Genomic DNA, 18,653 nt, shown 5'->3' on the forward strand with positions numbered 1-18,653 from the left:
ATATTGCATCTTTAGCCTATGGTTATAGTGTAGATAAAGATGGTTATATGGGAGAAGACTTTAATAAAGCTGCAGGATTACCAAAAGATTTTAAGATACATAAATCTACTTTAGATGAGATAGAGAGAGCTGCTGAGAATGATCCTATTGTTTTAGTTCACAAAGAATATCTAGGAGTGGATAAATACTATACAAACATAGATATGGCTGAAACTATAAGACAATATTATAATCTTTTTTCTAATGCTTTAAGTCAAAGTTTTCCAAATGATAAAACAAGTTTTAGCGAAGCAGATATAAATTCTATGCCTAAGGGGTATAGTGTAAGTGGATTTTACAATGGTTATGGTATTTTTAAACACCCCGATTCTGTAAGAAATGATGATATAAGTATTAAATTTTTAGCAGATTATTCTGATGCTTTCATTTCAAATGTTTATAAAACCCAAGAACAATTTAATGAAGCAAGTGATATTATTTTTGATTCTGGAGGTTTGATAAAAGGAATTAAGCCCGAAACTTTCGGACTATCCTTAGAAGAGATTAAAAATGTTTCTAAGGGAGAAGATTGTGAATTTAAACCAGATATGTCAGTTTATCCACAAAATGAAGATGGAAGTTACTCTAAAGAAGCTTTGTTTATGAGTTTTTTAAAATCTCAAGGTGGGCGTATTTTATATAGTCATAACACTACTTTTGATCCAAAGGTAGCTAGCTATAATAGAGCTATGGCTAAGGAAAGTTTTAGTGGTCCTGGAATCGATATTGATAATATCATGACAGGTAAAAGCGATTTTAAAAGCTTTTTTAGATACTGGGCAGAGCGTGGCATAGCAGAAGGTGAATTATATATGTATGAAAATAACATTCCTAAAGAATCTGCTTTAGGCAATTGGGCTTTAGACGCTGAAATTAAACAAGCTCTTGCTAATGGTTGGAAAGCAAAACCTAGCACTATTAATTCTTATGCTGATTCTATAATGGATAGACTCAATAATCTTTTGGGGCAAACTAGGGTATAAGGAATTAATATGAGCATCTTTACTATCAATGATAATTCAGGTTATACTTCTATACTTTTAAAAACTAAATTATAAATTTAACTTATATCAATTTTTTTATTTTAAATAAGAGTTAAAATATCTTTTTTTATTTTAATTATAAATGAGGAGAAAAAATGACTAAAGAACAAATTGAAATTATTAAAAATTGTATTCCAATTTTACAAAAAAATGGAGAAGATTTAACTAAAGAATTTTATAAAATTATGTTTAATGATTATCCTGAAGTAAAACCTATGTTTAACATGGAAAAACAAACTTCTGGAGAACAACCAAAAGCCTTGGCTATGGCTATTTTAAAAGCTGCACAAAATATAGAAAACTTAGAAAATATAAAAGCTTATGTTGAGCATGTTGGAAAAACTCATGTGAAATTAAATGTAAAAAAAGAACATTATCCTATAGTAGGAGCCTGTCTTTTAAAAGCAATTAAAAATCTTTTAAATGCTGATGAAAACACATTAAAAGCTTGGGAAGTAGCTTATGGTAAAATAGCGGACTTTTATATACAAATAGAAGAAGAACTTTATAAAAAACAAGCTTGATGATATATCAAGCTTAAGTAAAATTTTCTACTATATCTTTTGCTATTTCTTTTATATTTTGCCCTTTTAGCTCAGAAATTTCACCCTCTTTAGCTAAAAAAATTCTATCAGCTACATCAAAATATTTATCATCGTGAGTAATTGCAAAGATTGTTTTACCCTGTTCTTTTAAAAGAGGTAAAAGTTTATGATAAAAAAATTTCCTAAAAACAGGATCTTGATCGGCTGCCCATTCATCTAAAATTAAAACATCTCTTTCTTCAAGCAAAGCTATAAGCATTGCTAAACGTTTTCTTTGTCCGGTAGAAAGTTTTGTAAAACTTAAGTGATTATTTTTTACTTCAGTTTTATCTTTAAGCTCTAAAAAATGAAGCCAAAAATTTATTTTTTCACTATCTGCAAATTTATCTTTGCTCAAAGTTTGAGTAAAAAGATGAAAATCACTAAAAATCACGCTAAGAAGCGATCTGTATTCATAAATATTAGTAGAATTTATTTTTTCATCATCTAAATAAATTTCTCCACTAAGAGGTTTGACAAGTCCGCTTAAAAGCATACTAAAGGTTGATTTTCCACTTCCATTTTTACCAATCAAAAAAACCATTTCCCCCTTATAAAGAGTTAAATTTACGGGTTTAAGTATGAATTGATTATTATAAGAAAAACTAACATTTTTAAAACAAATTTGATTCCACTTCTCTTTTTTTACACTTAGGTTAAAAGTATTTTTATAATCATCTAATTTTAATTTTGAAATTTTATCAAGAGCAATTTTTGCTAAGATTAAAGTAGGAAAAGAGCCTATCATAGAAATTAAAGGAGTTCTTAAAAAAAGTATAGATAAAGCTATCGTAACCGCATCTTCAAGATTGCTCCATTTAAAATTAATAGCCAAATAAAATTCTACTCCAACCAAAGCAAGCAAAGAAATATTGGTCCAATTATTAGAAAAATTATTTAAAATATTTCCTATAATGCTATTTTTTCGTTTTTCTTTTGCATTTTTCTCAAACTCATTTTCATAATAATACTTGGCTCTAAAAGTATTGATACTTAATTCCTTATGCCCATCTAAAATATTTTGATAATTATTTTGCAATAAATCGTCATTTTCTCTTGCTTTTCTAAAATATTTATACACATTCATCATCAAAAAATGATTACTGATAAAAACAAAAATAATCCATACAAAAGAAAGTAAAAAAATTTGAGGAGAAAGATAAAAAAGATAAAAACAAGTGCAAAGTATTAAAATACTAGCTTGCAAAAACTCAGGCAAACGCAAGATACCAAAAGAAATACTTCTAACATCAGAACTTAAAGATGCTAAAAGCCTTGCTTTACCTACTTCCACAATAGAAATTAAAGAGCTATCTAAAATTTGCTTAACCAAACGTCTTTGCATTTTAAAAATAAAATTTTGCCCAAAAATACTAAGAGACAATTCAACAAAAAAAGAACTAGCAAAAAAAACAAACAAAATAGCTAAAAAATAAAAAATGGGAACATTTTCTTTGCTTTTTAAAAGATATTCATTAATAAATACTAAAGTTAGAACACCTAAAATACTTGTAAAAAAACTAAAAATCAAAAAAGATAAAAATTTTAATTTATTTTGCTTTAATAATTCCATAATAAAAGACATTAAAACTCCAGTAGTTTTATTAATATTATATAAAATAAAAATTTAATTTTTAAGCATTATTTGTATAGAATAATATTTCTTCAAACAAAAATAAAAGGAAAAAAATTGGCAAAAGATGACGTTATTGAAATTGATGGAAATGTAATTGAAGCTTTACCTAATGCAAATTTTAAGGTTGAACTTGATAACAAACACATAATTCTTTGTCATATCGCTGGAAAAATGCGTATGCACTATATAAGAATCATGCCTGGCGATAGAGTTAAAGTCGAACTCACTCCTTATAGTCTAGATAAAGGACGTATCACTTTTAGATATAAATAATCTAAGCTATTTAAAAGTTATTTTCAGCTAAAATTATAGCTTTGCGAAGCTTTCAGCTATGAAAAGAAGTGTTTTCAAAGTCCCACTTATTTTGAAAACAGTTGGTTCTCAACCTAATACGCTTTCGCAAAGTTAAGTGGAATTTATTTAAGGAGATGATATGAAGGTTAGACCCTCAGTCAAAAAAATATGTGACAAATGTAAAGTAGTTCGTCGTAAAGGCGTTGTCCGCATTATTTGCGAAAATCCAAAACATAAACAAAGACAAGGATAAATATGGCTCGTATTGCAGGTGTAGATTTACCAAAAAAAAAGAGAATTGAGTATGGATTAACTTATATCTATGGCATAGGGCTTTTTAGCTCAAGAAAAATTTTAGATAAAACAGGTATCTCATATGATAAAAGAGTATATGAGTTGAGCGAAGATGAAGCAGCAGCTATCCGCAAAGAGATTCAAGAAAACTATGTAGTTGAAGGGGATCTTAGAAAACAAGTTGCTATGGATATTAAAGCACTAATGGATTTAGGAAGTTTTAGAGGTCTTAGACACAGAAAAGGCTTACCAGTTCGTGGACAGAAAACAAAAACAAATGCTAGAACACGCAAAGGTAAAAGAAAAACTGTTGGTGCAAAATCATAAGGATTAAAAATGGCGAAAAGAAAAGTTGTTAAGAAAAAAGTTGTTAAGAAAAATATAGCTAAAGGTATTGTATATATTAGTGCGACCTTTAATAATACTATGGTTACAGTAACGGATGAAATGGGAAATGCTATTGCTTGGAGCAGTGCTGGAGGACTTGGCTTTAAAGGTTCTAAAAAATCAACTCCATACGCTGCACAACAAGCCGTAGAAGACGCATTAAATAAAGCAAAAGAACACGGGATTAAAGAAGTGGGTATTAAGGTGCAAGGGCCAGGAAGCGGTAGAGAAACTGCTGTTAAAAGTGTTGGTGCAATGGAGGGAATTAAAGTAACTTTCTTTAAAGATATAACTCCATTAGCGCATAATGGTTGTAGACCACCTAAACGTCGTCGTGTCTAAAAATAAAAGAATTTAGGAGAAATTAGTATGGCAAGATATAGAGGACCAGTAGAAAAACTAGAAAGACGTTTTGGTGTCAGTTTGGCATTAAAAGGGGAAAGAAGATTAGCAGGAAAAAGTGCTCTTGATAAACGTCCTTATGGACCAGGACAACATGGGGCAAAAAAAGGTAAAATAAGCGAATACGGGCTCCAATTAAGAGAAAAACAAAAAGCTAAATTTATGTATGGAGTAAGCGAAAAACAATTTAGAAGATTGTTCAATGAAGCTGCTAGACGTGATGGCAATACAGGGGTTTTACTTATTCAACTTCTAGAACAAAGACTTGATAATGTTGTTTATAGAATGGGATTTGCAACTACACGTCGTTTTGCAAGGCAACTTGTAACACATGGACATATTTTAGTTAATGGTAGAAGAGTAGATATTCCAAGTTACCGCGTTGAAGCAGGAGCTAAAATTGAAATTATTGAAAAAAGTAAAAATAATCCTCAAATTTCAAGATCGTTAGAACTTACTTCTCAAACAGGTATAGTGGCTTGGGTTGATGTTGAAAAAGATAAGAGATTTGGAATTTTTACAAGAAATCCAGAGAGAGAAGAAGTTGTCATTCCTGTAGAGGAAAGATATATTGTTGAGCTTTACTCAAAATAATAAAGGCTGAATATGAGAAATATCACTACATCTGCTTATACGCCAACAGAATTTGCCATAGAAAATATTAGTGATAATATGGCTAAAATAAGTGCTTGGCCTTTTGAAATTGGCTATGGTATTACTCTGGCTCATCCTTTACGTCGTTTGCTTTATACAAGCACTATAGGCTATGCTCCAACAGCAATTCAAATTGATGGAGTATCCCATGAATTTGATAGTATACGTGGAATGCTTGAAGATGTTGCACTTTTTATTATTAATCTTAAAAAACTTCGTTTTAAAATTAAAGGTGAGTCCAATAAAGAAATAATAGAATTTAGCTTCAATGGCCCTAAAGAAATCTATGGAAAAGATCTAAGCAATGACAAAATAGAAGTTGTTAATACTGATGCTTATTTAGCAACTATCAATGAAGATGCAGAGCTTAAATTTACTCTTATCATAGAAAAAGGTATAGGCTATGTTCCAAGCGAAGAAATCAAAGAACTTTTAAATGATCCTAAATTTATCGCTCTGGATGCTTTCTTTACACCGGTAAGAGAGGCTACTTATGATATAGAAAAAGTTTTATTTGAAGATAATCCAGACTATGAGAAAATTGTTCTTACAATAAAAACAGATGGACAAATCACCCCTAATGAAGCTTTTCAAAATGCTTTAGAGGCTATGTATAAACAATTATCAGTATTTGATAAAATCACTAATGTAAGAAATGTGATTAAAAGTCAAAATTCAAATAATGAAATAGAAAATACAAAATTATTGCAAAATATTACAGAGCTTAATTTAAGTGCTAGAAGCTATAATTGCCTTGAAAAAGCTGGGATAGTGTATATAGGGGAGCTTGCTTTAATGAGTGTTAATGAATTAGCAGGTTTAAAAAATCTTGGCAAGAAATCTTTAGATGAAATTAAAAATATTATGGAAAATATAGGTTTTCCTGTAGGAACTTCAAATTTAAATGAAAATAAAGAAGCTCTTAGAAAAAAAATTAATGAACTAAAAGCACAAAATGAAGGATAAAAAATGAGACATAAACACGGATATAGAAAACTTGGTAGAACATCATCTCATCGTGCTGCTTTACTTAAGAATTTAACTATAGCTCTTGTAAATAATAATAAAATAGAAACAACTCTACCAAAAGCAAAAGAACTTAGGGTTTACATAGAAAAATTAATTACACGTGCAAGAGTTGGAGATTTTAATGCTCATAGAATTGTTTTTGCAAGCTTACAAGATAAACTTGCTACAAATAAATTAGTAACAGAAATTGCACCTAAATTTAAAGATCGTAATGGTGGATATACTAGAATAATCAAAACTAGAATTCGTCGTGGCGATGCAGCTGAGATGGCTTTTATAGAATTCGTTGCTTAAGCTTTAAAGCTTAAGCTCTTCTCCAAATATCAATTCTTTTATTTTTTTATACCTAACATTTAATTTTACTTTTGTAATTTGATTGTGTTTTATAAACAAATTTAACATTATAATCACCACTGATGAAAATATAAAGTAGAAAAAAGACCTTATATTTCAAAGGTCTTAAGCAATATTTTGAAAAGATTCAATTACTATATCGTTATATTTTTAAAATACTTTATAGTTTTTTATCTTTTTCTAGTTGATTTATATTTAACAAAATAAATTTATAAGATAAATATATCACTAAAGGCCAAATTAACAAAAATAACGCATGAAACATTGCTTTTCTCCTAATAAATATGATCACTATTTGAAATTTCTTCTTTTGTAATCTTAACTTTATCCATTGCTCTCCAAGAATATATGATATAAATCAAAACAAAAGGTATAAGTAAAGAAACATAAGACATTACACTTAAAGTATAATAACTTGAACTTGCATTTTCCAATGTTAATGAACTTTGCAAATGACTTATGGATGGATAAAAAGAACTATCTCCAAGTCCTATGCTCAAAAATAAATTAAAAACAACAAGAATAACACCAATACCTAAAGTAAAAATGGCTTTAGTGCATTTTTTAAGAGCTTGAAAAATTCCCGCAAGAACCAATAAAACTCCTAAAATAAAAAATATTAAAAACAAAGGATAATTTAAAAAATTCAAAAGATAAATATTAGATTTCATAGAAACAATTTTTTGCTCATCTATAAAAAATCCATCTTTTAAAAAAATCCATACAATAAAAGCTATGAAAAATGGTAAAAACAAGAACGTATTAATATAAATTTTACGCACACAACGCATTTTTATCTCATCATCTTTAATATTATTCATAAAATAAGCTGCACCAAGTATTCTACTTAAAAAAACCAAAGCAAAGCCAAGCAGATAATTTAAAGGATTAAATAAAAGCTCTAAACCACGCAAAGGATGATCCCAAAGGACAAAATTATACTCACTAAGCTTAAAATGAGATCCACTAAAAAAACTACTTACCGCAATACCGATTAAAAATACTCCTAAAAATCCATTAATTTTTAGAAAAAACTCATAAGTTTTAGAACCATAAAGATTGTTATCTTTTTTACGATACTCATAAGAAATAGCTTGAAGAATAAAACAAAACAATATACTAAGCCAAGCCCAATAAGCACCCCCAAAACTAGTGCTATAAAAAAGTGGAAAAGCAGCAAAAGCAGCCCCTCCAAACATCACTAAAGTTGTAAATCCTAATTCCCATTTTCTTCCCAAAGAATTTACAAGCATTGTTTTTTCAACTTCACTTTTTGAAAGTTCATCAATTAAAGTTTGACCACCTTGTACAAAAAACATAAATACTAAAAAACCGCCAAGCAAACTAATAATGACCCACCAATAAATTTGCAAATGAGAAAGCTCTAAACCAAAAAACATTATTTAGCCTCCTTTATATGATTTTGATGTGCATCAAATCCTTTTTTAATCTGAGTGAGCATTATTTTAATTTCTGCAATTAGAAGTGCTGTAAAAAGTAAAGCAAAAAGCCAAAATGAAATTTGCACATTTAATTTTCCAAGATGTGTTGCACCAATACTTACAGGCATAAGATCTTGTATAGCCCAAGGTTGTCTTCCAACTTCAGCTACTATCCATCCTGCTTCTGCTGCAATATATCCAAGAGGTATAGAAAAAACACAAATCCAAAGTATCTTTTTAAATTTCTCAATATCATTAGCCATAGTCAAGTAAAGAACAACGATAAAAAGCAAGAAAAAGAAAGTTCCAAGCCCAACCATAATATGAAAACTATAAAAAGTTAAAGCAATAGGAGGGATAGTATCTTCAGGTTTTTCTAAATATCCATAACCAAAATCTTTAAAATTTTGTTCAAATAAAATCTGGCTTGATTGTTTTAAATCAGTTATATTATTTTCTTTTGCAAATTTATAATCTTTTAAAGCTTTAATTGCAATTTTACCTCTATCAATACGATTTTGCATAGGCTCTATATTTTTAGCTTCATTGCCATAGATTAAATCCTCAATACCAGGAACAAAACTATTAGGATCGCGATTTCCTAAAATAGATAAAGCATAAGGAATGCTAATATTAAATAAAAATACACTTTCGTTATTATCAATTTGTTTTTTAGGATTTAAGATTCCAAAAGCTACAATACCAGCTCTATGTTCTCCTTGATAAACGCCTTCCATAGCAGCAAGTTTCATTGGTTGAGTTTGGGTTACACGATAAGCACTTTCATCTCCACTAAAAAATAAAAAAATAGAGCATATTAAACCAAAACTAGCTCCCACAACAAGACTTTTTTTAGCCTCTAATCTGTGCCTTTTTTTAAGCAAAAACCACGCTGAAATTCCTATAACAAAAAGTGCAGAAATTACATAACCACTTCCTATAGTATGCAAAAATTTTGAAACAGCAACTGGCGAAAATGCTACTTCGAAAAAATTTTCCATCTCATTTCGTGCACTATCAAGATTAAATTTCATACCTACTGGATATTGCATCCAAGCATTAGCAACTAAAATCCAAAAAGCACTTAAATTACTTCCAATAGCTACACACCATGTAGAAAAAAGATGAAATTTCTTTGAAACTTTATCCCATCCAAAAAACATAACAGCAAAAAAAGTAGCCTCTAGAAAAAATGCCATTAAACCTTCTATTGCCAAAGGAGCACCAAAAATATCACCCACAAACCAAGAATAATTAGCCCAATTGGTCCCAAATTCAAATTCCATAATGATACCAGTTGCCACACCGATTGCAAAATTTATAGCAAACAAAGAAAGCCAAAATTTTGTGATTTTTTTCCAAACTTCATTCCCTGTTTTTACATAAATACTCTCCATTATCGCAATAATAAAAGAAAGTCCTAAAGTTAAGGGCACAAATAAAAAATGATAAAGTGCTGTTAAAGCAAATTGAGCCCTAGACCAATCAACACTAGTTAATTCACTCATTAATATTTTCCTTTAATAAATTTTTAAATACAAAATTACTCTTGTCTTCAGAACTTTTAAAGATAGAATTAAAATTAATGTCAAAAAGAAAAATTTTAAAAACAACAAAAATAATAAAAAGTTTAATGAAGATAATTTTCCATAAAGTTTTTCCAAGAGTTAAACTTTTAAATCCATCTTTATAAAAATAAAATATCTTAATTAAAATAGAATAAAAACGTTTAAAAATAAGAAACACCTTATACCTAAAATGAATGACTTTAAAAGGGACTATTTTAGTATGTTTTGTTTTAAATTAATATTAAATAAATATTTTAAAAAAGTATCGCTTTATTTCGAAAAAATAAATACATTGCAAAAAATATTAAATGATTATTTTTGTTATATTTAAAATAATAAAGGATAATTTTAATTTATAATTATCCTTTATTTATATTATATTTTGGAGTTAAGTCAAATCCAAAAAACTATTCTTTTCTTGTTTTTGCATCAACAATAAACAAAGGTTTATTTAGCAATTTAAAATCACCAATAAATTTAAGTGTTTTATCACTGCTTATCCATTTAATAAATTTTTTCGCTTCTTTATAATTGACATTTTTACAATGTTTTGGATTTACAGCTATAATAGAATAAAAATTCTTTAAATTATTATCCCCTTCATTAACTATAACTAAGCTTGGATTATTCTTCTCATTTGCCTCATATTTAATATAAGTACCACGATCTGTTAAAATAATACCCTTTTTCTCTACAGCTATCATAATAGAAGCTAACATCCCTTGACCACTTTGTTGATACCAAGCTTGTTTTTCAGGAATTTCACCTGTTAAATTTTTCCAAAGACTTTTTTCTTTATTATCTGTACCTGATTTATCTCCTCTTGAAATAAAAGTTAATTGCTTATCTTTAATAAGCTCTAAACTTTCTTTTAAGTTTTTATTTTTAAATAAAGGCGCTAAAGATTTATCAGCAATTAAAATAAAATCATTATACATTAAAGGAGTTCTATCTATACCAAAACCTTTAGCAACAAATTCTTTTTCCACTTTTGGAGAATGTACAAAAACAACATCTGCATTACAATCTTGTGCAAGTTTTAAAGCAGCACCAGTTCCAACAGCAACCCATTTAAGAGTATTTCCACTTTCTTTTTCATAAAGAGGTTTTAAAGCATCGAGTAAACCTGTATTATCTGTACTTGTTGTAGTTGCCATTTTAAGTTCTGCAGCATGAATATTAAATATTAATACGCATAAAAAAAGTAACTTTTTCATTGAAATTTCCTTCTTAATTAAATAAATATTTTTATCTTAGCATAATTATGCTAAAATTACTTAATATTAAAAAGGTTTTATAAGGCTTTTGTGTGGATTATATTTTAGAAGGTTTAAAACAGAGTATATTTTTGCTTTTTAGTGGAGATGAAAGTATTTATTCTGCTATTTATACAACTCTCTTAAGTTCTACTATTTCAATCATTTTAGCTTTTTTAGTTGGCTTTCCTTTAGGATTTGCTTTAGGATTTTTTGATTTTAAATTAAAACGTTTCATTAAGCTTTTAATTAATACTAGTCTTTCTTTTCCAACTGTTGCCATAGGGTTAATTATCTATGCTTTTATTTCTTATAAAGGACCTTTAGGAAATTTAAATTTACTTTTTACAACAAAAGCTTTAATTTTAGGACAATTTATATTAGCATTACCTATAATCATAGCACTTTTTTCAAATTTAATTGAAAATATGAATCCAAAACATTTTTTGCTTATTAAGTCTTTTCATTTAAGCTCCATAAGACTTATTTTAACTATTATATATGAACTAAGATTTGCTTTAATTAGTGTTGTTGCCTTAGCTTATGGACGTATTGTAGCTGAAGTTGGAGTTGCTATGATGGTTGGAGGGAATATAAAATACGATACAAGAACAATCACAACAGCAATTTCCCTTGAAACAAGCAAAGGAGAATTTGCAAGAGGTATTGCTTTGGCTTTAGTTCTTATTACTCTTTCGTTCTTTTTAAATTTTATTATTCATAAACTCAAAAGAGATTAAATGATAAGCATAAAAGATCTTCAGTTTTTTTATAAAGAAAAAATGATTTTAAATATTAATAATCTTAATCTTGATACCAAAAAAATAAGTATTTTAACTGGAATAAATGGGAGCGGAAAAAGCACACTTTTAAGAATACTTGCTTTTTTAGAAGGAGACTTTTCTAGAAATATTACTTATTTTGGAAAAAACAGACTTTCACTTGAAGAAAAAAGACGTATTTATTTATTACTTCCTGATCCTATACTTCTAAATCGCAATGTAAAAGACAATTTTTACTTTGCACTAAAAACTTACAATATAAAAGAAAATTGGGACGAAAGTATTCAAAAAGCTTTAAAATTACTAGATCTTGATAAAAATTTATTAAAAAAAAATACTCATGAGCTCTCTTCTGGACAAATAAGAAAAATATCTTTAGCTATAGCTTTAAGCATAAAGGCTAGATACTATCTTTTAGATGAACCTAGCGCATTTTTGGATAAAAATACTTTGTTTCTTTTTAAAAAAGCTCTATTAGAAATTCAAAAAGAAAGAAAAAACGGCTTTCTTATAGTGAGTCATGATAAAAATTTTTTAGATGATTTAGCACAAACTAAATTTTATTTGCATGATGGAAAAATTTTAGAATTTGAAAATATCAATATCTTTGATTTAGATAAAAATATTATAGAATTTTCAAATTTGCTTTATTTTAAAACAAAAGCACAAAAAATAGCCATAAATCCTTATAAAATAAAATTAGGCAATCATTTAGAATTTCATATCAAACAAGCAAAGATTATTGCTTTAAGAATAAAAAAAGAATTTGTATTTATTAGAGTAACTTCTGGAAATAAGATTCTAGAATTTGCATTAAAAAATGAAGATTTCCAAAAACTTCCATTAAAACTCTATCAAAATATAGAGCTAAGCTTTGACGAAGAGGCTATTTATTTCATATAAAAAAGACCTTTTTACTCTTTTTAATTAATTTATGTTACAATTTATATGAAAATAAAAACAAAGGAGAAACTATGTTCGAATTAAGAAAATTGCCTTATGATATTAACGCTTTTGGAGATTTTTTAAGTAGCGAAACTTTTAACTATCATCATGGAAAACATCATAATACTTATGTTACAAATTTAAATAATCTTATAAAAGATACTGAATTTGCAGGCAAAGATCTTGTAAGTATTATTCAAACTTCAAGCGGAGGAATCTTTAATAACGCAGCACAAGTTTATAATCACGACTTCTATTTTGATTGCATAAAACCAAAAATTGGTTGTGGATGTGGAGGAAATTGTGAAAGTCTAGATGCAAAATTAAAAGAAGCCTTAGAAAAAGAATTTGGATCTTTAGATAATTTTAAAGCTGAATTTATTAAAGGTGCTACAGGAGTTTTTGGATCTGGTTGGTTTTGGTTAGTTTACAATACCAAAAATCAAAAACTAGAATTTACAGCTACTTCAAATGCTGCTACACCAATAACTGAAGATAAAATTCCTTTACTTGTTGTAGATGTTTGGGAACATGCTTATTACATAGATCATCGCAATGCGCGTCCTGCTTACTTAGAAAAATTTTATGCTCATATTAACTGGGAATTTGTTTCAAAAGCTTATGAGTGGGCTTTAAAAGAAGGTATGGCATCAGTTAGTTTTTATGCTAATGAACTTCATCCTGTAAAGTAATTTTTATCTTTTTTTACGTTATAATGAATTTTGACTTAAGTTGTCGAAATTCATTATAAAGGAATAAAATGGATAATTCTTTATTAGCATATACCCAAAAATACGAAGAAAAAGGTTATGGATTACAATATCCTGATGGTCATGTCATAAGATTTTACGAAAGAATCTTAAAATGCAAACTCCATAAAACAAGTGGAAATTTATTAGATTTTGGTTGCGGAAATGGCGTGCATTCTAAGTATTTTAAAAATATAACTGGGGGGGGGGTATTGAGCCTTATGGCATTGATATAGTTCCTAGTTTAAAAAATATTTGGGAAAAAGATCTTTTATTAAATTCTAAAAATTTTCATATTATAACTCCTAATTCTAGCTTTAAAAATTTATTTAATGTAAAAATGGATTTTATATTCGCAAATCAAAGTTTGTATTATCTTACAAAACAAGCTTTCAAAGAGACTATACAAGAATTTTATGAATTGTGTAATAATGGAGCTATTATATTTGCAACCATGATGAGTGATAAAGGCTATAGTATGTATGAAAGAGGAGAACTTATGGATAATGGACTACGCGAAGTAAAAAAATGTCCAAGCGGAAGATTGAGTGGTTCTTCATACATACGTTTTACCAAAAATATAGAAGAATTAAAAGAAGACTTTAAACCTTTTAAGCCTTTATTTTGGGGAGATTATGAATTAATTAATTTGCATAATTTTGAAGGTAGTGTAGAGCATTTTATTTACATAGGACAAAAGTAAGTGCTTTAGCACTTACTCCCCTAAACTTGGAGTCATTTCAATAATCTTCCAAGGAAGACCTTGTAAATTAAGTTCTTCCATAAAAGGTTTAGCATCAAATTCCTCCATATTAAATACACCTTTTCCTTGCCAAATCTTTTGAGCAACAAGTTTTGCTCCTATCATAGCAGGTACTCCAGTAGTATAGCTTACAGCTTGTGCTCCAGTTTCTTTGTAGCATTCTTCGTGATTGCAAACATTATAAATATAAACTTGTTTATCTTTGCCATCTTTGATTCCACGTATCACGCAACCTATATTTGTATATCCTTTGGTACGCGGTCCCAAACTTGCAGGATCAGGAAGCAGAGTTTTTAAAAATTCTATAGGAATGATTTCTTTACCTTGATGCATTACAGGCTTAATACCTAGCATTCCAACATTTTCAAGGCATTTCATATGAGTTAAGTAGCTTTGCCCAAAAGTCATAAAAAAGCGAATTCTTTTTAAACCTTTTATATTCTTAACCAAACTTTCAAGCTCTTCATGATAAAGCAAATAGCTATCTTTAACCCCAACTTCAGGATAGTCCCACTCCATCTTAATCTCCATAGGATCCGTTTCTATCCATTTTCCATTTTCCCAATAACGCCCTTTTGCAGAAACCTCGCGCAAATTGATTTCAGGATTAAAATTAGTTGCAAAAGCATAGCCATGATCACCTGCATTACAATCTAAAATATCTATATAAGAAATTTCATCAAATAAATTTTGCTGTGCATAAGCACAAAAAACATTAGTTACACCTGGATCAAATCCACTTCCTAAAAGCCCCAAAATTCCTGCTTGTTTAAATTTATCATTTCTTGCCCATTGTTCTTTGTATTCAAATTTAGCCACATCAGGATGTTCATAATTTGCTGTATCAATATAATGAATTCCAGCTTTTATACAAGCATCCATCAAACTTAAATCCTGATAAGGTAAAGCTACATTGAGCAAAATTTGTGCTCCTGTTTTTTTGATAAGTTCTACAACTGCATCACTATCATCAGCATCAATTTGTGCAGTCTCAATCTCTACCCCTAAACGCTCTTTAATAAAAGCAGCAATTTCATCACATTTGCTTTTTGTTCTACTAGCTAGAGTAATCTTGCTAAAAGTATCCAAATTCATTGCACATTTTACAGTAGCTACACGACTTACCCCACCTGCACCAATAATTAAAAGGTTTGCCATTATATTTATCCTTAAAAATTTAAATTTACAAGTCAAAATTCATATAAAATCTTAATAGTTTATATATGATTTAAAATAAAAAAATATAATTTAGTATTATACTAAAAATTAATTTTACAAAGTTTTAAGATGTTTAAATCATTTTTCCTTTCTAAAAAATGGATGCTTTGGGCATATTCTGGTTTATTTTTATTATTATTATTTTTATATTTACAAATAACCTTAAATGTTGCCATTAATGAATGGTATCAAAATTTTTACAATGCTTTACAAAAGCCAAAAATTCAAAGCTCTAATGAAATATCATTTTTTTCAGATCAAGAAATTCAAAAAGCAACCAAGCTAGCAGAGCAAAATTTAGAAAAAGCCAATTTAATCAATAAGGCATCAATTTATTATTATCAGTTTCTTTTAGAAAAGTTTTTTGGGATAAAAAATATAGAAATAAAGACAAGTTATGACATTAAAGATTTTTATTCTTTGATTATTATATTCTTATGTATTGCCCTACCCTATGTGATCATAGCAACGATTAATATTTATTTTGCAAGTATTTATGCTTTTAAATGGCGTGAAGCTATGACTTTTGACTATCTAAAATTTTGGAAGCAAAAAGATGATAATATAGAAGGAAGCTCTCAAAGAATTCAAGAAGATATTTATAATTTTTCTAAAATAGTAGAACAACTTGGCTTAGCTTTTATAAAAGCTTTAATGACCCTCATTGCTTTTATACCTATTTTATGGACTTTAAGTGATCAAATTTCTCATAGTTTATCTCAAAACCTATCAAAAGATTCTTTATTTTATTTTTTAGTTAATTTAGATGGATTTTTAGTTTATATAGCACTTTTAATTTCTTTAGGTGGACTTATAATTTCTTGGTTTATAGGCATCAAACTTCCTGGACTTGAATATAACAACCAAAAAGCAGAAGCTGCTTTTAGAAAAGAATTAGTCTTTGCAGAAGATAATAGAAAACAATATGCCAAAAACGAAACAATGATCGAACTTTTTATAGGATTAAAATTTAACTATCATAGACTTTTTTTGCATTATGGATACTTTAATATTTGGCTTATTTTGTTTAAACAAATATTGGTTATTGTTCCTTTTTTAATTATAGCTCCTAGTCTTTTTACTGGTGCTATTGGTTTGGGTATTGTGATGCAAATAAATAATGCTTTTGATCAAGTAAGGACTTCTTTTAGCGTTTTTATAGAAAATTGGACAACAATTACCCAGCTTAGAAGTATTTATAAACGTTTAAATGAATTTGAAAAAAATATTTCTTATAGCTAAGCAAAATATTTTAAGCTAAAATTTTACTTTTAATAATGTATAATTCCTAAATATTTATTTTAAATTATAAGGAGTTTCATTGGACCCCAGTCAAATTTTAGACTTAAATAAAACCTTATCTCAAACATCTTTTGACGCAAGTTATTCTATATTTATGATTTCAATCACAATTATTTTAGTATTTTTAAATGGTTTTTTTGTTTTATCCGAATTTAGTATTGTCAAAGTAAGAAAATCAAAACTTGAAGAATATGTAAAAGATAAAAAAGCAAACGCTAAACAAGCTTTGGATATCACATCAAAACTTGATACTTATTTAAGTGCTTGTCAACTTGGTATTACTCTAAGTTCATTAGCTCTTGGTTGGATAGGTGAACCAGCCATAGCCAAAATTTTGGAAACACCTCTTTTAAAACTTGGATTTAATTCAGTATTAATTCATACTATATCTTTTATTATAGCTTTTAGCATTATCACTCTTTTGCATGTAGTTTTAGGAGAATTAGTGCCTAAAAGTATAGCTATAGCAACAGCAGATAAAGCAGTGCTTTGGATAGCAAAACCTTTACATTTATTTTGGACATTATTTTTACCTTTTATTAAGATATTTGATTTCCTTGCGGCTTTAACTTTAAAAGCTTTTGGTATTAAACCAGCTAAAGAATATGATCTAACCCATTCTGAAGAAGAGATTAAAATTATAGCAAGTGAAAGTCAAAAAGGTGGTGTTTTAGATGAATTTGAAACAGAAATAATACGTAACGCGGTTGATTTTTCAGATACAGTAGCCAAAGAGATTATGACTCCACGTAAAGATATGATTTGTTTAAATAAACAAAAAAGTTATACTGAAAATATTCAAACTATTTGCGAACATAAACACACAAGATTTCCTTATATAGACGGATCAAAAGATACAATTTTAGGAATAATACACATTAGAGATATTATACAAAACGAACTTATAAATAAAAACGAAAATCTAAAAAATAATAAAAATTTAGATAATTTTGTAAAACCAATTGTAGTTGTGCCTGAAAATATCAGTATTTCAAAAGTTCTTGTTATGATGAACAAAGAAAGATCTCATACCGCTTTAGTAATTGATGAATACGGTGGAACAGCTGGGATTTTAACCATTGAAGATATCATGGAAGAGATTATAGGAGAAATTAAAAGCGAAAACGAAGAAATAGATAATTATAAACAACTCGCTGAAAATGTTTTCGAATTTCAGGGTAGATGTGATATAGAAAAGGTAGAAGAACTTTTAGAAATAAAATACGATGAAGATTTAGAACAAGTAACTATTGGAGGATATGTTTTTAATCTTTTAGGGCATTTACCTTCAGTTGGAGAAAAAATTGAAGATGAACTTTGTTACTATGAAGTTCAAAAAATGAATGGCAACTCTATAGAGCAAATAAAACTTACTAAAAAATATAAAGATGATTAATAAATCATCTTTTGTTATCTTAAACTCTTTATCAAACATTAAATTAAACGTATTTACCATAAAACAAAGCTTATAAAAAATTATAAAATAAGAAGTATTTCTATAAAAACGATTTTTTTAATGTTACTATTTTTTTCTAATGAAGCTTAAGAGTCAATATAAATTTCGCCAACATTTTTTAAATTAAAGATTAAATGTTTAAAAAGTGAAGATATTTTTACTTATCCTATTGTAAGCGGTAATAAGGAGTTAATGTGAGAGATGAATTTTTAGAGTATGATTTTTATACTATTTTTTTAAATTGTATATCCTAAATCAAATTTCATTGTTTATAAATTAACCCTAGAGAGCCTTAGCTCTCTAGTATATTAAAATCTTTTTTTCTTTACATCATCAAGTATATTACTTGCTATATCACTTACTGTATTAGAAATAAGTGCTGATTCATTTGCAATCTCAACATTATCTTTAGTAGTTTGATCTATGTGAGCTACACTTTCATTGATTTGAGTAATA

22 protein-coding genes and 1 pseudogene are annotated in these 18,653 nt (G+C 28.0%); 16 read left to right on the plus strand and 7 right to left on the minus strand.

Translation table 11 applies throughout. The annotated features are described in order from the left end of the window. Both DU473_RS07540 and cgb read left to right on the plus strand, forming a co-directional pair. Positions 1-1,022, plus strand: a 1,022-nt coding sequence (locus tag DU473_RS07540) for a Cj0814 family flagellar-dependent secreted protein (RefSeq protein WP_262868272.1), incomplete at its 5' end; no start/stop codon positions are given. Positions 1,023-1,177: 155 nt separating this feature from the next. Then, a complete protein-coding gene (cgb, locus tag DU473_RS07545) occupies positions 1,178-1,606 on the plus strand; it encodes a single-domain globin Cgb (protein ID WP_131163936.1) in 429 nt (142 codons plus the stop codon). A 13-nt stretch (positions 1,607-1,619) separates the two neighbouring features. Here cgb and DU473_RS07550 read toward each other — a convergent pair whose 3' ends face one another. Further along, positions 1,620-3,251, minus strand: coding sequence for a multidrug ABC transporter permease/ATP-binding protein (locus tag DU473_RS07550; RefSeq protein WP_131163937.1), 1,632 nt, complete (start codon positions 3,249-3,251; stop codon positions 1,620-1,622). A gap of 105 nt (positions 3,252-3,356) precedes the next feature. Here DU473_RS07550 and infA point away from each other — a divergent pair, with 105 nt between their 5' ends. The 7 genes from infA to rplQ all read left to right on the plus strand — a co-directional run bounded on the left by infA (position 3,357) and on the right by rplQ (position 6,656). Further along, entirely contained in the window at positions 3,357-3,575 is a 219-nt protein-coding gene (gene infA / locus DU473_RS07555; RefSeq protein ID WP_004275892.1) for a translation initiation factor IF-1, read from the plus strand. 160 nt (positions 3,576-3,735) lie between these two features. Then, positions 3,736-3,849 carry a 50S ribosomal protein L36 gene (gene rpmJ / locus DU473_RS07560; protein WP_131163938.1) on the plus strand — a complete coding sequence of 38 codons (114 nt, stop codon included), beginning with the start codon at positions 3,736-3,738 and terminating at the stop codon, positions 3,847-3,849. A 2-nt stretch (positions 3,850-3,851) separates the two neighbouring features. Next, positions 3,852-4,217, plus strand: coding sequence for a 30S ribosomal protein S13 (gene rpsM / locus DU473_RS07565; RefSeq protein ID WP_131163939.1), 366 nt, complete (start codon positions 3,852-3,854; stop codon positions 4,215-4,217). Positions 4,218-4,226: 9 nt separating this feature from the next. Beyond that, positions 4,227-4,619, plus strand: coding sequence for a 30S ribosomal protein S11 (gene rpsK, locus DU473_RS07570; protein ID WP_131163940.1), 393 nt, complete (start codon positions 4,227-4,229; stop codon positions 4,617-4,619). A 27-nt stretch (positions 4,620-4,646) separates the two neighbouring features. After that, positions 4,647-5,273 carry a 30S ribosomal protein S4 gene (rpsD, locus tag DU473_RS07575; protein WP_131163941.1) on the plus strand — a complete coding sequence of 209 codons (627 nt, stop codon included), beginning with the start codon at positions 4,647-4,649 and terminating at the stop codon, positions 5,271-5,273. Positions 5,274-5,285: 12 nt separating this feature from the next. Next, positions 5,286-6,299: a DNA-directed RNA polymerase subunit alpha gene (locus DU473_RS07580; protein WP_131186922.1), complete on the plus strand. Its 1,014-nt coding sequence runs from the start codon at positions 5,286-5,288 to the stop codon at positions 6,297-6,299. 3 nt (positions 6,300-6,302) lie between these two features. After that, positions 6,303-6,656 carry a 50S ribosomal protein L17 gene (rplQ, locus tag DU473_RS07585; RefSeq protein WP_131163943.1) on the plus strand — a complete coding sequence of 118 codons (354 nt, stop codon included), beginning with the start codon at positions 6,303-6,305 and terminating at the stop codon, positions 6,654-6,656. 335 nt (positions 6,657-6,991) lie between these two features. On the opposite strand, the gene cydB is transcribed toward rplQ, so the two are convergent. The 4 genes from cydB to tupA all read right to left on the minus strand — a co-directional run bounded on the left by cydB (position 6,992) and on the right by tupA (position 10,943). Continuing rightward, positions 6,992-8,116 (minus strand): cytochrome d ubiquinol oxidase subunit II, encoded by a 1,125-nt coding sequence (gene cydB, locus DU473_RS07590; RefSeq protein ID WP_131163944.1) that lies wholly within the window; start codon positions 8,114-8,116, stop codon positions 6,992-6,994. Further along, complete coding sequence (locus DU473_RS07595) at positions 8,116-9,666, minus strand: cytochrome ubiquinol oxidase subunit I (RefSeq protein ID WP_131186923.1); 1,551 nt, start codon at positions 9,664-9,666, stop codon at positions 8,116-8,118. The genes cydB and DU473_RS07595 overlap by 1 nt, the downstream gene beginning before the upstream one ends. Further along, positions 9,659-9,895, minus strand: a complete 237-nt coding sequence (locus tag DU473_RS07600; RefSeq protein WP_131163957.1) for a DUF4492 domain-containing protein — start codon at positions 9,893-9,895, stop codon at positions 9,659-9,661. The genes DU473_RS07595 and DU473_RS07600 overlap by 8 nt, the downstream gene beginning before the upstream one ends. 238 nt (positions 9,896-10,133) lie before the next feature. Then, entirely contained in the window at positions 10,134-10,943 is an 810-nt protein-coding gene (gene tupA / locus DU473_RS07605) for a tungstate ABC transporter substrate-binding protein TupA (RefSeq protein ID WP_131163946.1), read from the minus strand. A 92-nt stretch (positions 10,944-11,035) separates the two neighbouring features. Between tupA and tupB the strand changes: the two genes are divergently transcribed. The 5 genes from tupB to DU473_RS08500 all read left to right on the plus strand — a co-directional run bounded on the left by tupB (position 11,036) and on the right by DU473_RS08500 (position 14,161). Continuing rightward, positions 11,036-11,722, plus strand: coding sequence for a tungstate ABC transporter permease TupB (gene tupB / locus DU473_RS07610; RefSeq protein WP_131163947.1), 687 nt, complete (start codon positions 11,036-11,038; stop codon positions 11,720-11,722). Continuing rightward, positions 11,723-12,667, plus strand: a complete 945-nt coding sequence (tupC, locus tag DU473_RS07615) for a tungstate ABC transporter ATP-binding protein TupC (RefSeq protein ID WP_131186924.1) — start codon at positions 11,723-11,725, stop codon at positions 12,665-12,667. A gap of 71 nt (positions 12,668-12,738) precedes the next feature. Further along, positions 12,739-13,401: a superoxide dismutase [Fe] gene (gene sodB / locus DU473_RS07620; RefSeq protein ID WP_131163949.1), complete on the plus strand. Its 663-nt coding sequence runs from the start codon at positions 12,739-12,741 to the stop codon at positions 13,399-13,401. 68 nt (positions 13,402-13,469) lie between these two features. Beyond that, entirely contained in the window at positions 13,470-13,694 is a 225-nt protein-coding gene (locus DU473_RS08495) for a class I SAM-dependent methyltransferase (protein WP_131186925.1), read from the plus strand. A gap of 104 nt (positions 13,695-13,798) precedes the next feature. Beyond that, positions 13,799-14,161, plus strand: coding sequence for a hypothetical protein (locus tag DU473_RS08500; RefSeq protein WP_131163951.1), 363 nt, complete (start codon positions 13,799-13,801; stop codon positions 14,159-14,161). Between the two features lie 12 nt (positions 14,162-14,173). Here DU473_RS08500 and DU473_RS07635 read toward each other — a convergent pair whose 3' ends face one another. Next, positions 14,174-15,379: a saccharopine dehydrogenase family protein gene (locus tag DU473_RS07635; RefSeq protein ID WP_131163952.1), complete on the minus strand. Its 1,206-nt coding sequence runs from the start codon at positions 15,377-15,379 to the stop codon at positions 14,174-14,176. A gap of 129 nt (positions 15,380-15,508) precedes the next feature. Between DU473_RS07635 and DU473_RS07640 the strand changes: the two genes are divergently transcribed. Together DU473_RS07640 and DU473_RS07645 are read left to right on the plus strand one after the other, a co-directional pair. Beyond that, a complete protein-coding gene (locus DU473_RS07640; RefSeq protein WP_131163953.1) occupies positions 15,509-16,681 on the plus strand; it encodes a putative transporter in 1,173 nt (390 codons plus the stop codon). Positions 16,682-16,760: 79 nt separating this feature from the next. After that, on the plus strand, positions 16,761-18,137 hold the full coding sequence (locus DU473_RS07645) for a hemolysin family protein (RefSeq protein ID WP_131186926.1): 1,377 nt from the start codon (positions 16,761-16,763) through the stop codon (positions 18,135-18,137). A gap of 368 nt (positions 18,138-18,505) precedes the next feature. Here the strand turns inward: DU473_RS07645 and DU473_RS08280 are convergent. After that, positions 18,506-18,653 (minus strand): annotated as a pseudogene (locus DU473_RS08280) (methyl-accepting chemotaxis protein); the annotation flags it as partial.

This window comes from Campylobacter novaezeelandiae (assembly GCF_004323845.1).
Classification (GTDB): Bacteria; Campylobacterota; Campylobacteria; order Campylobacterales; family Campylobacteraceae; genus Campylobacter_D; species Campylobacter_D novaezeelandiae.

Bases quoted from the DNA above. Each gene is read 5' to 3' on its own strand.
- cgb (WP_131163936.1), top strand. From the start codon at position 1,178: ATGACTAAAGAACAAATTGAAATTATTAAAAATTGTATTCCAATTTTA.
- DU473_RS07640 (WP_131163953.1), top strand. From the start codon at position 15,509: ATGTTTAAATCATTTTTCCTTTCTAAAAAATGGATGCTTTGGGCATAT.
- DU473_RS07580 (WP_131186922.1), top strand. From the start codon at position 5,286: ATGAGAAATATCACTACATCTGCTTATACGCCAACAGAATTTGCCATA.
- tupA (WP_131163946.1), bottom strand. From the start codon at position 10,943: ATGAAAAAGTTACTTTTTTTATGCGTATTAATATTTAATATTCATGCT.
- DU473_RS08495 (WP_131186925.1), top strand. From the start codon at position 13,470: ATGGATAATTCTTTATTAGCATATACCCAAAAATACGAAGAAAAAGGT.
- DU473_RS08500 (WP_131163951.1), top strand. From the start codon at position 13,799: ATGGATTTTATATTCGCAAATCAAAGTTTGTATTATCTTACAAAACAA.
- rpmJ (WP_131163938.1), top strand. From the start codon at position 3,736: ATGAAGGTTAGACCCTCAGTCAAAAAAATATGTGACAAATGTAAAGTA.
- rplQ (WP_131163943.1), top strand. From the start codon at position 6,303: ATGAGACATAAACACGGATATAGAAAACTTGGTAGAACATCATCTCAT.
- rpsD (WP_131163941.1), top strand. From the start codon at position 4,647: ATGGCAAGATATAGAGGACCAGTAGAAAAACTAGAAAGACGTTTTGGT.
- tupC (WP_131186924.1), top strand. From the start codon at position 11,723: ATGATAAGCATAAAAGATCTTCAGTTTTTTTATAAAGAAAAAATGATT.
- rpsK (WP_131163940.1), top strand. From the start codon at position 4,227: ATGGCGAAAAGAAAAGTTGTTAAGAAAAAAGTTGTTAAGAAAAATATA.
- sodB (WP_131163949.1), top strand. From the start codon at position 12,739: ATGTTCGAATTAAGAAAATTGCCTTATGATATTAACGCTTTTGGAGAT.
- rpsM (WP_131163939.1), top strand. From the start codon at position 3,852: ATGGCTCGTATTGCAGGTGTAGATTTACCAAAAAAAAAGAGAATTGAG.
- cydB (WP_131163944.1), bottom strand. From the start codon at position 8,116: ATGTTTTTTGGTTTAGAGCTTTCTCATTTGCAAATTTATTGGTGGGTC.
- DU473_RS07550 (WP_131163937.1), bottom strand. From the start codon at position 3,251: ATGTCTTTTATTATGGAATTATTAAAGCAAAATAAATTAAAATTTTTA.
- DU473_RS07635 (WP_131163952.1), bottom strand. From the start codon at position 15,379: ATGGCAAACCTTTTAATTATTGGTGCAGGTGGGGTAAGTCGTGTAGCT.
- DU473_RS07595 (WP_131186923.1), bottom strand. From the start codon at position 9,666: ATGAGTGAATTAACTAGTGTTGATTGGTCTAGGGCTCAATTTGCTTTA.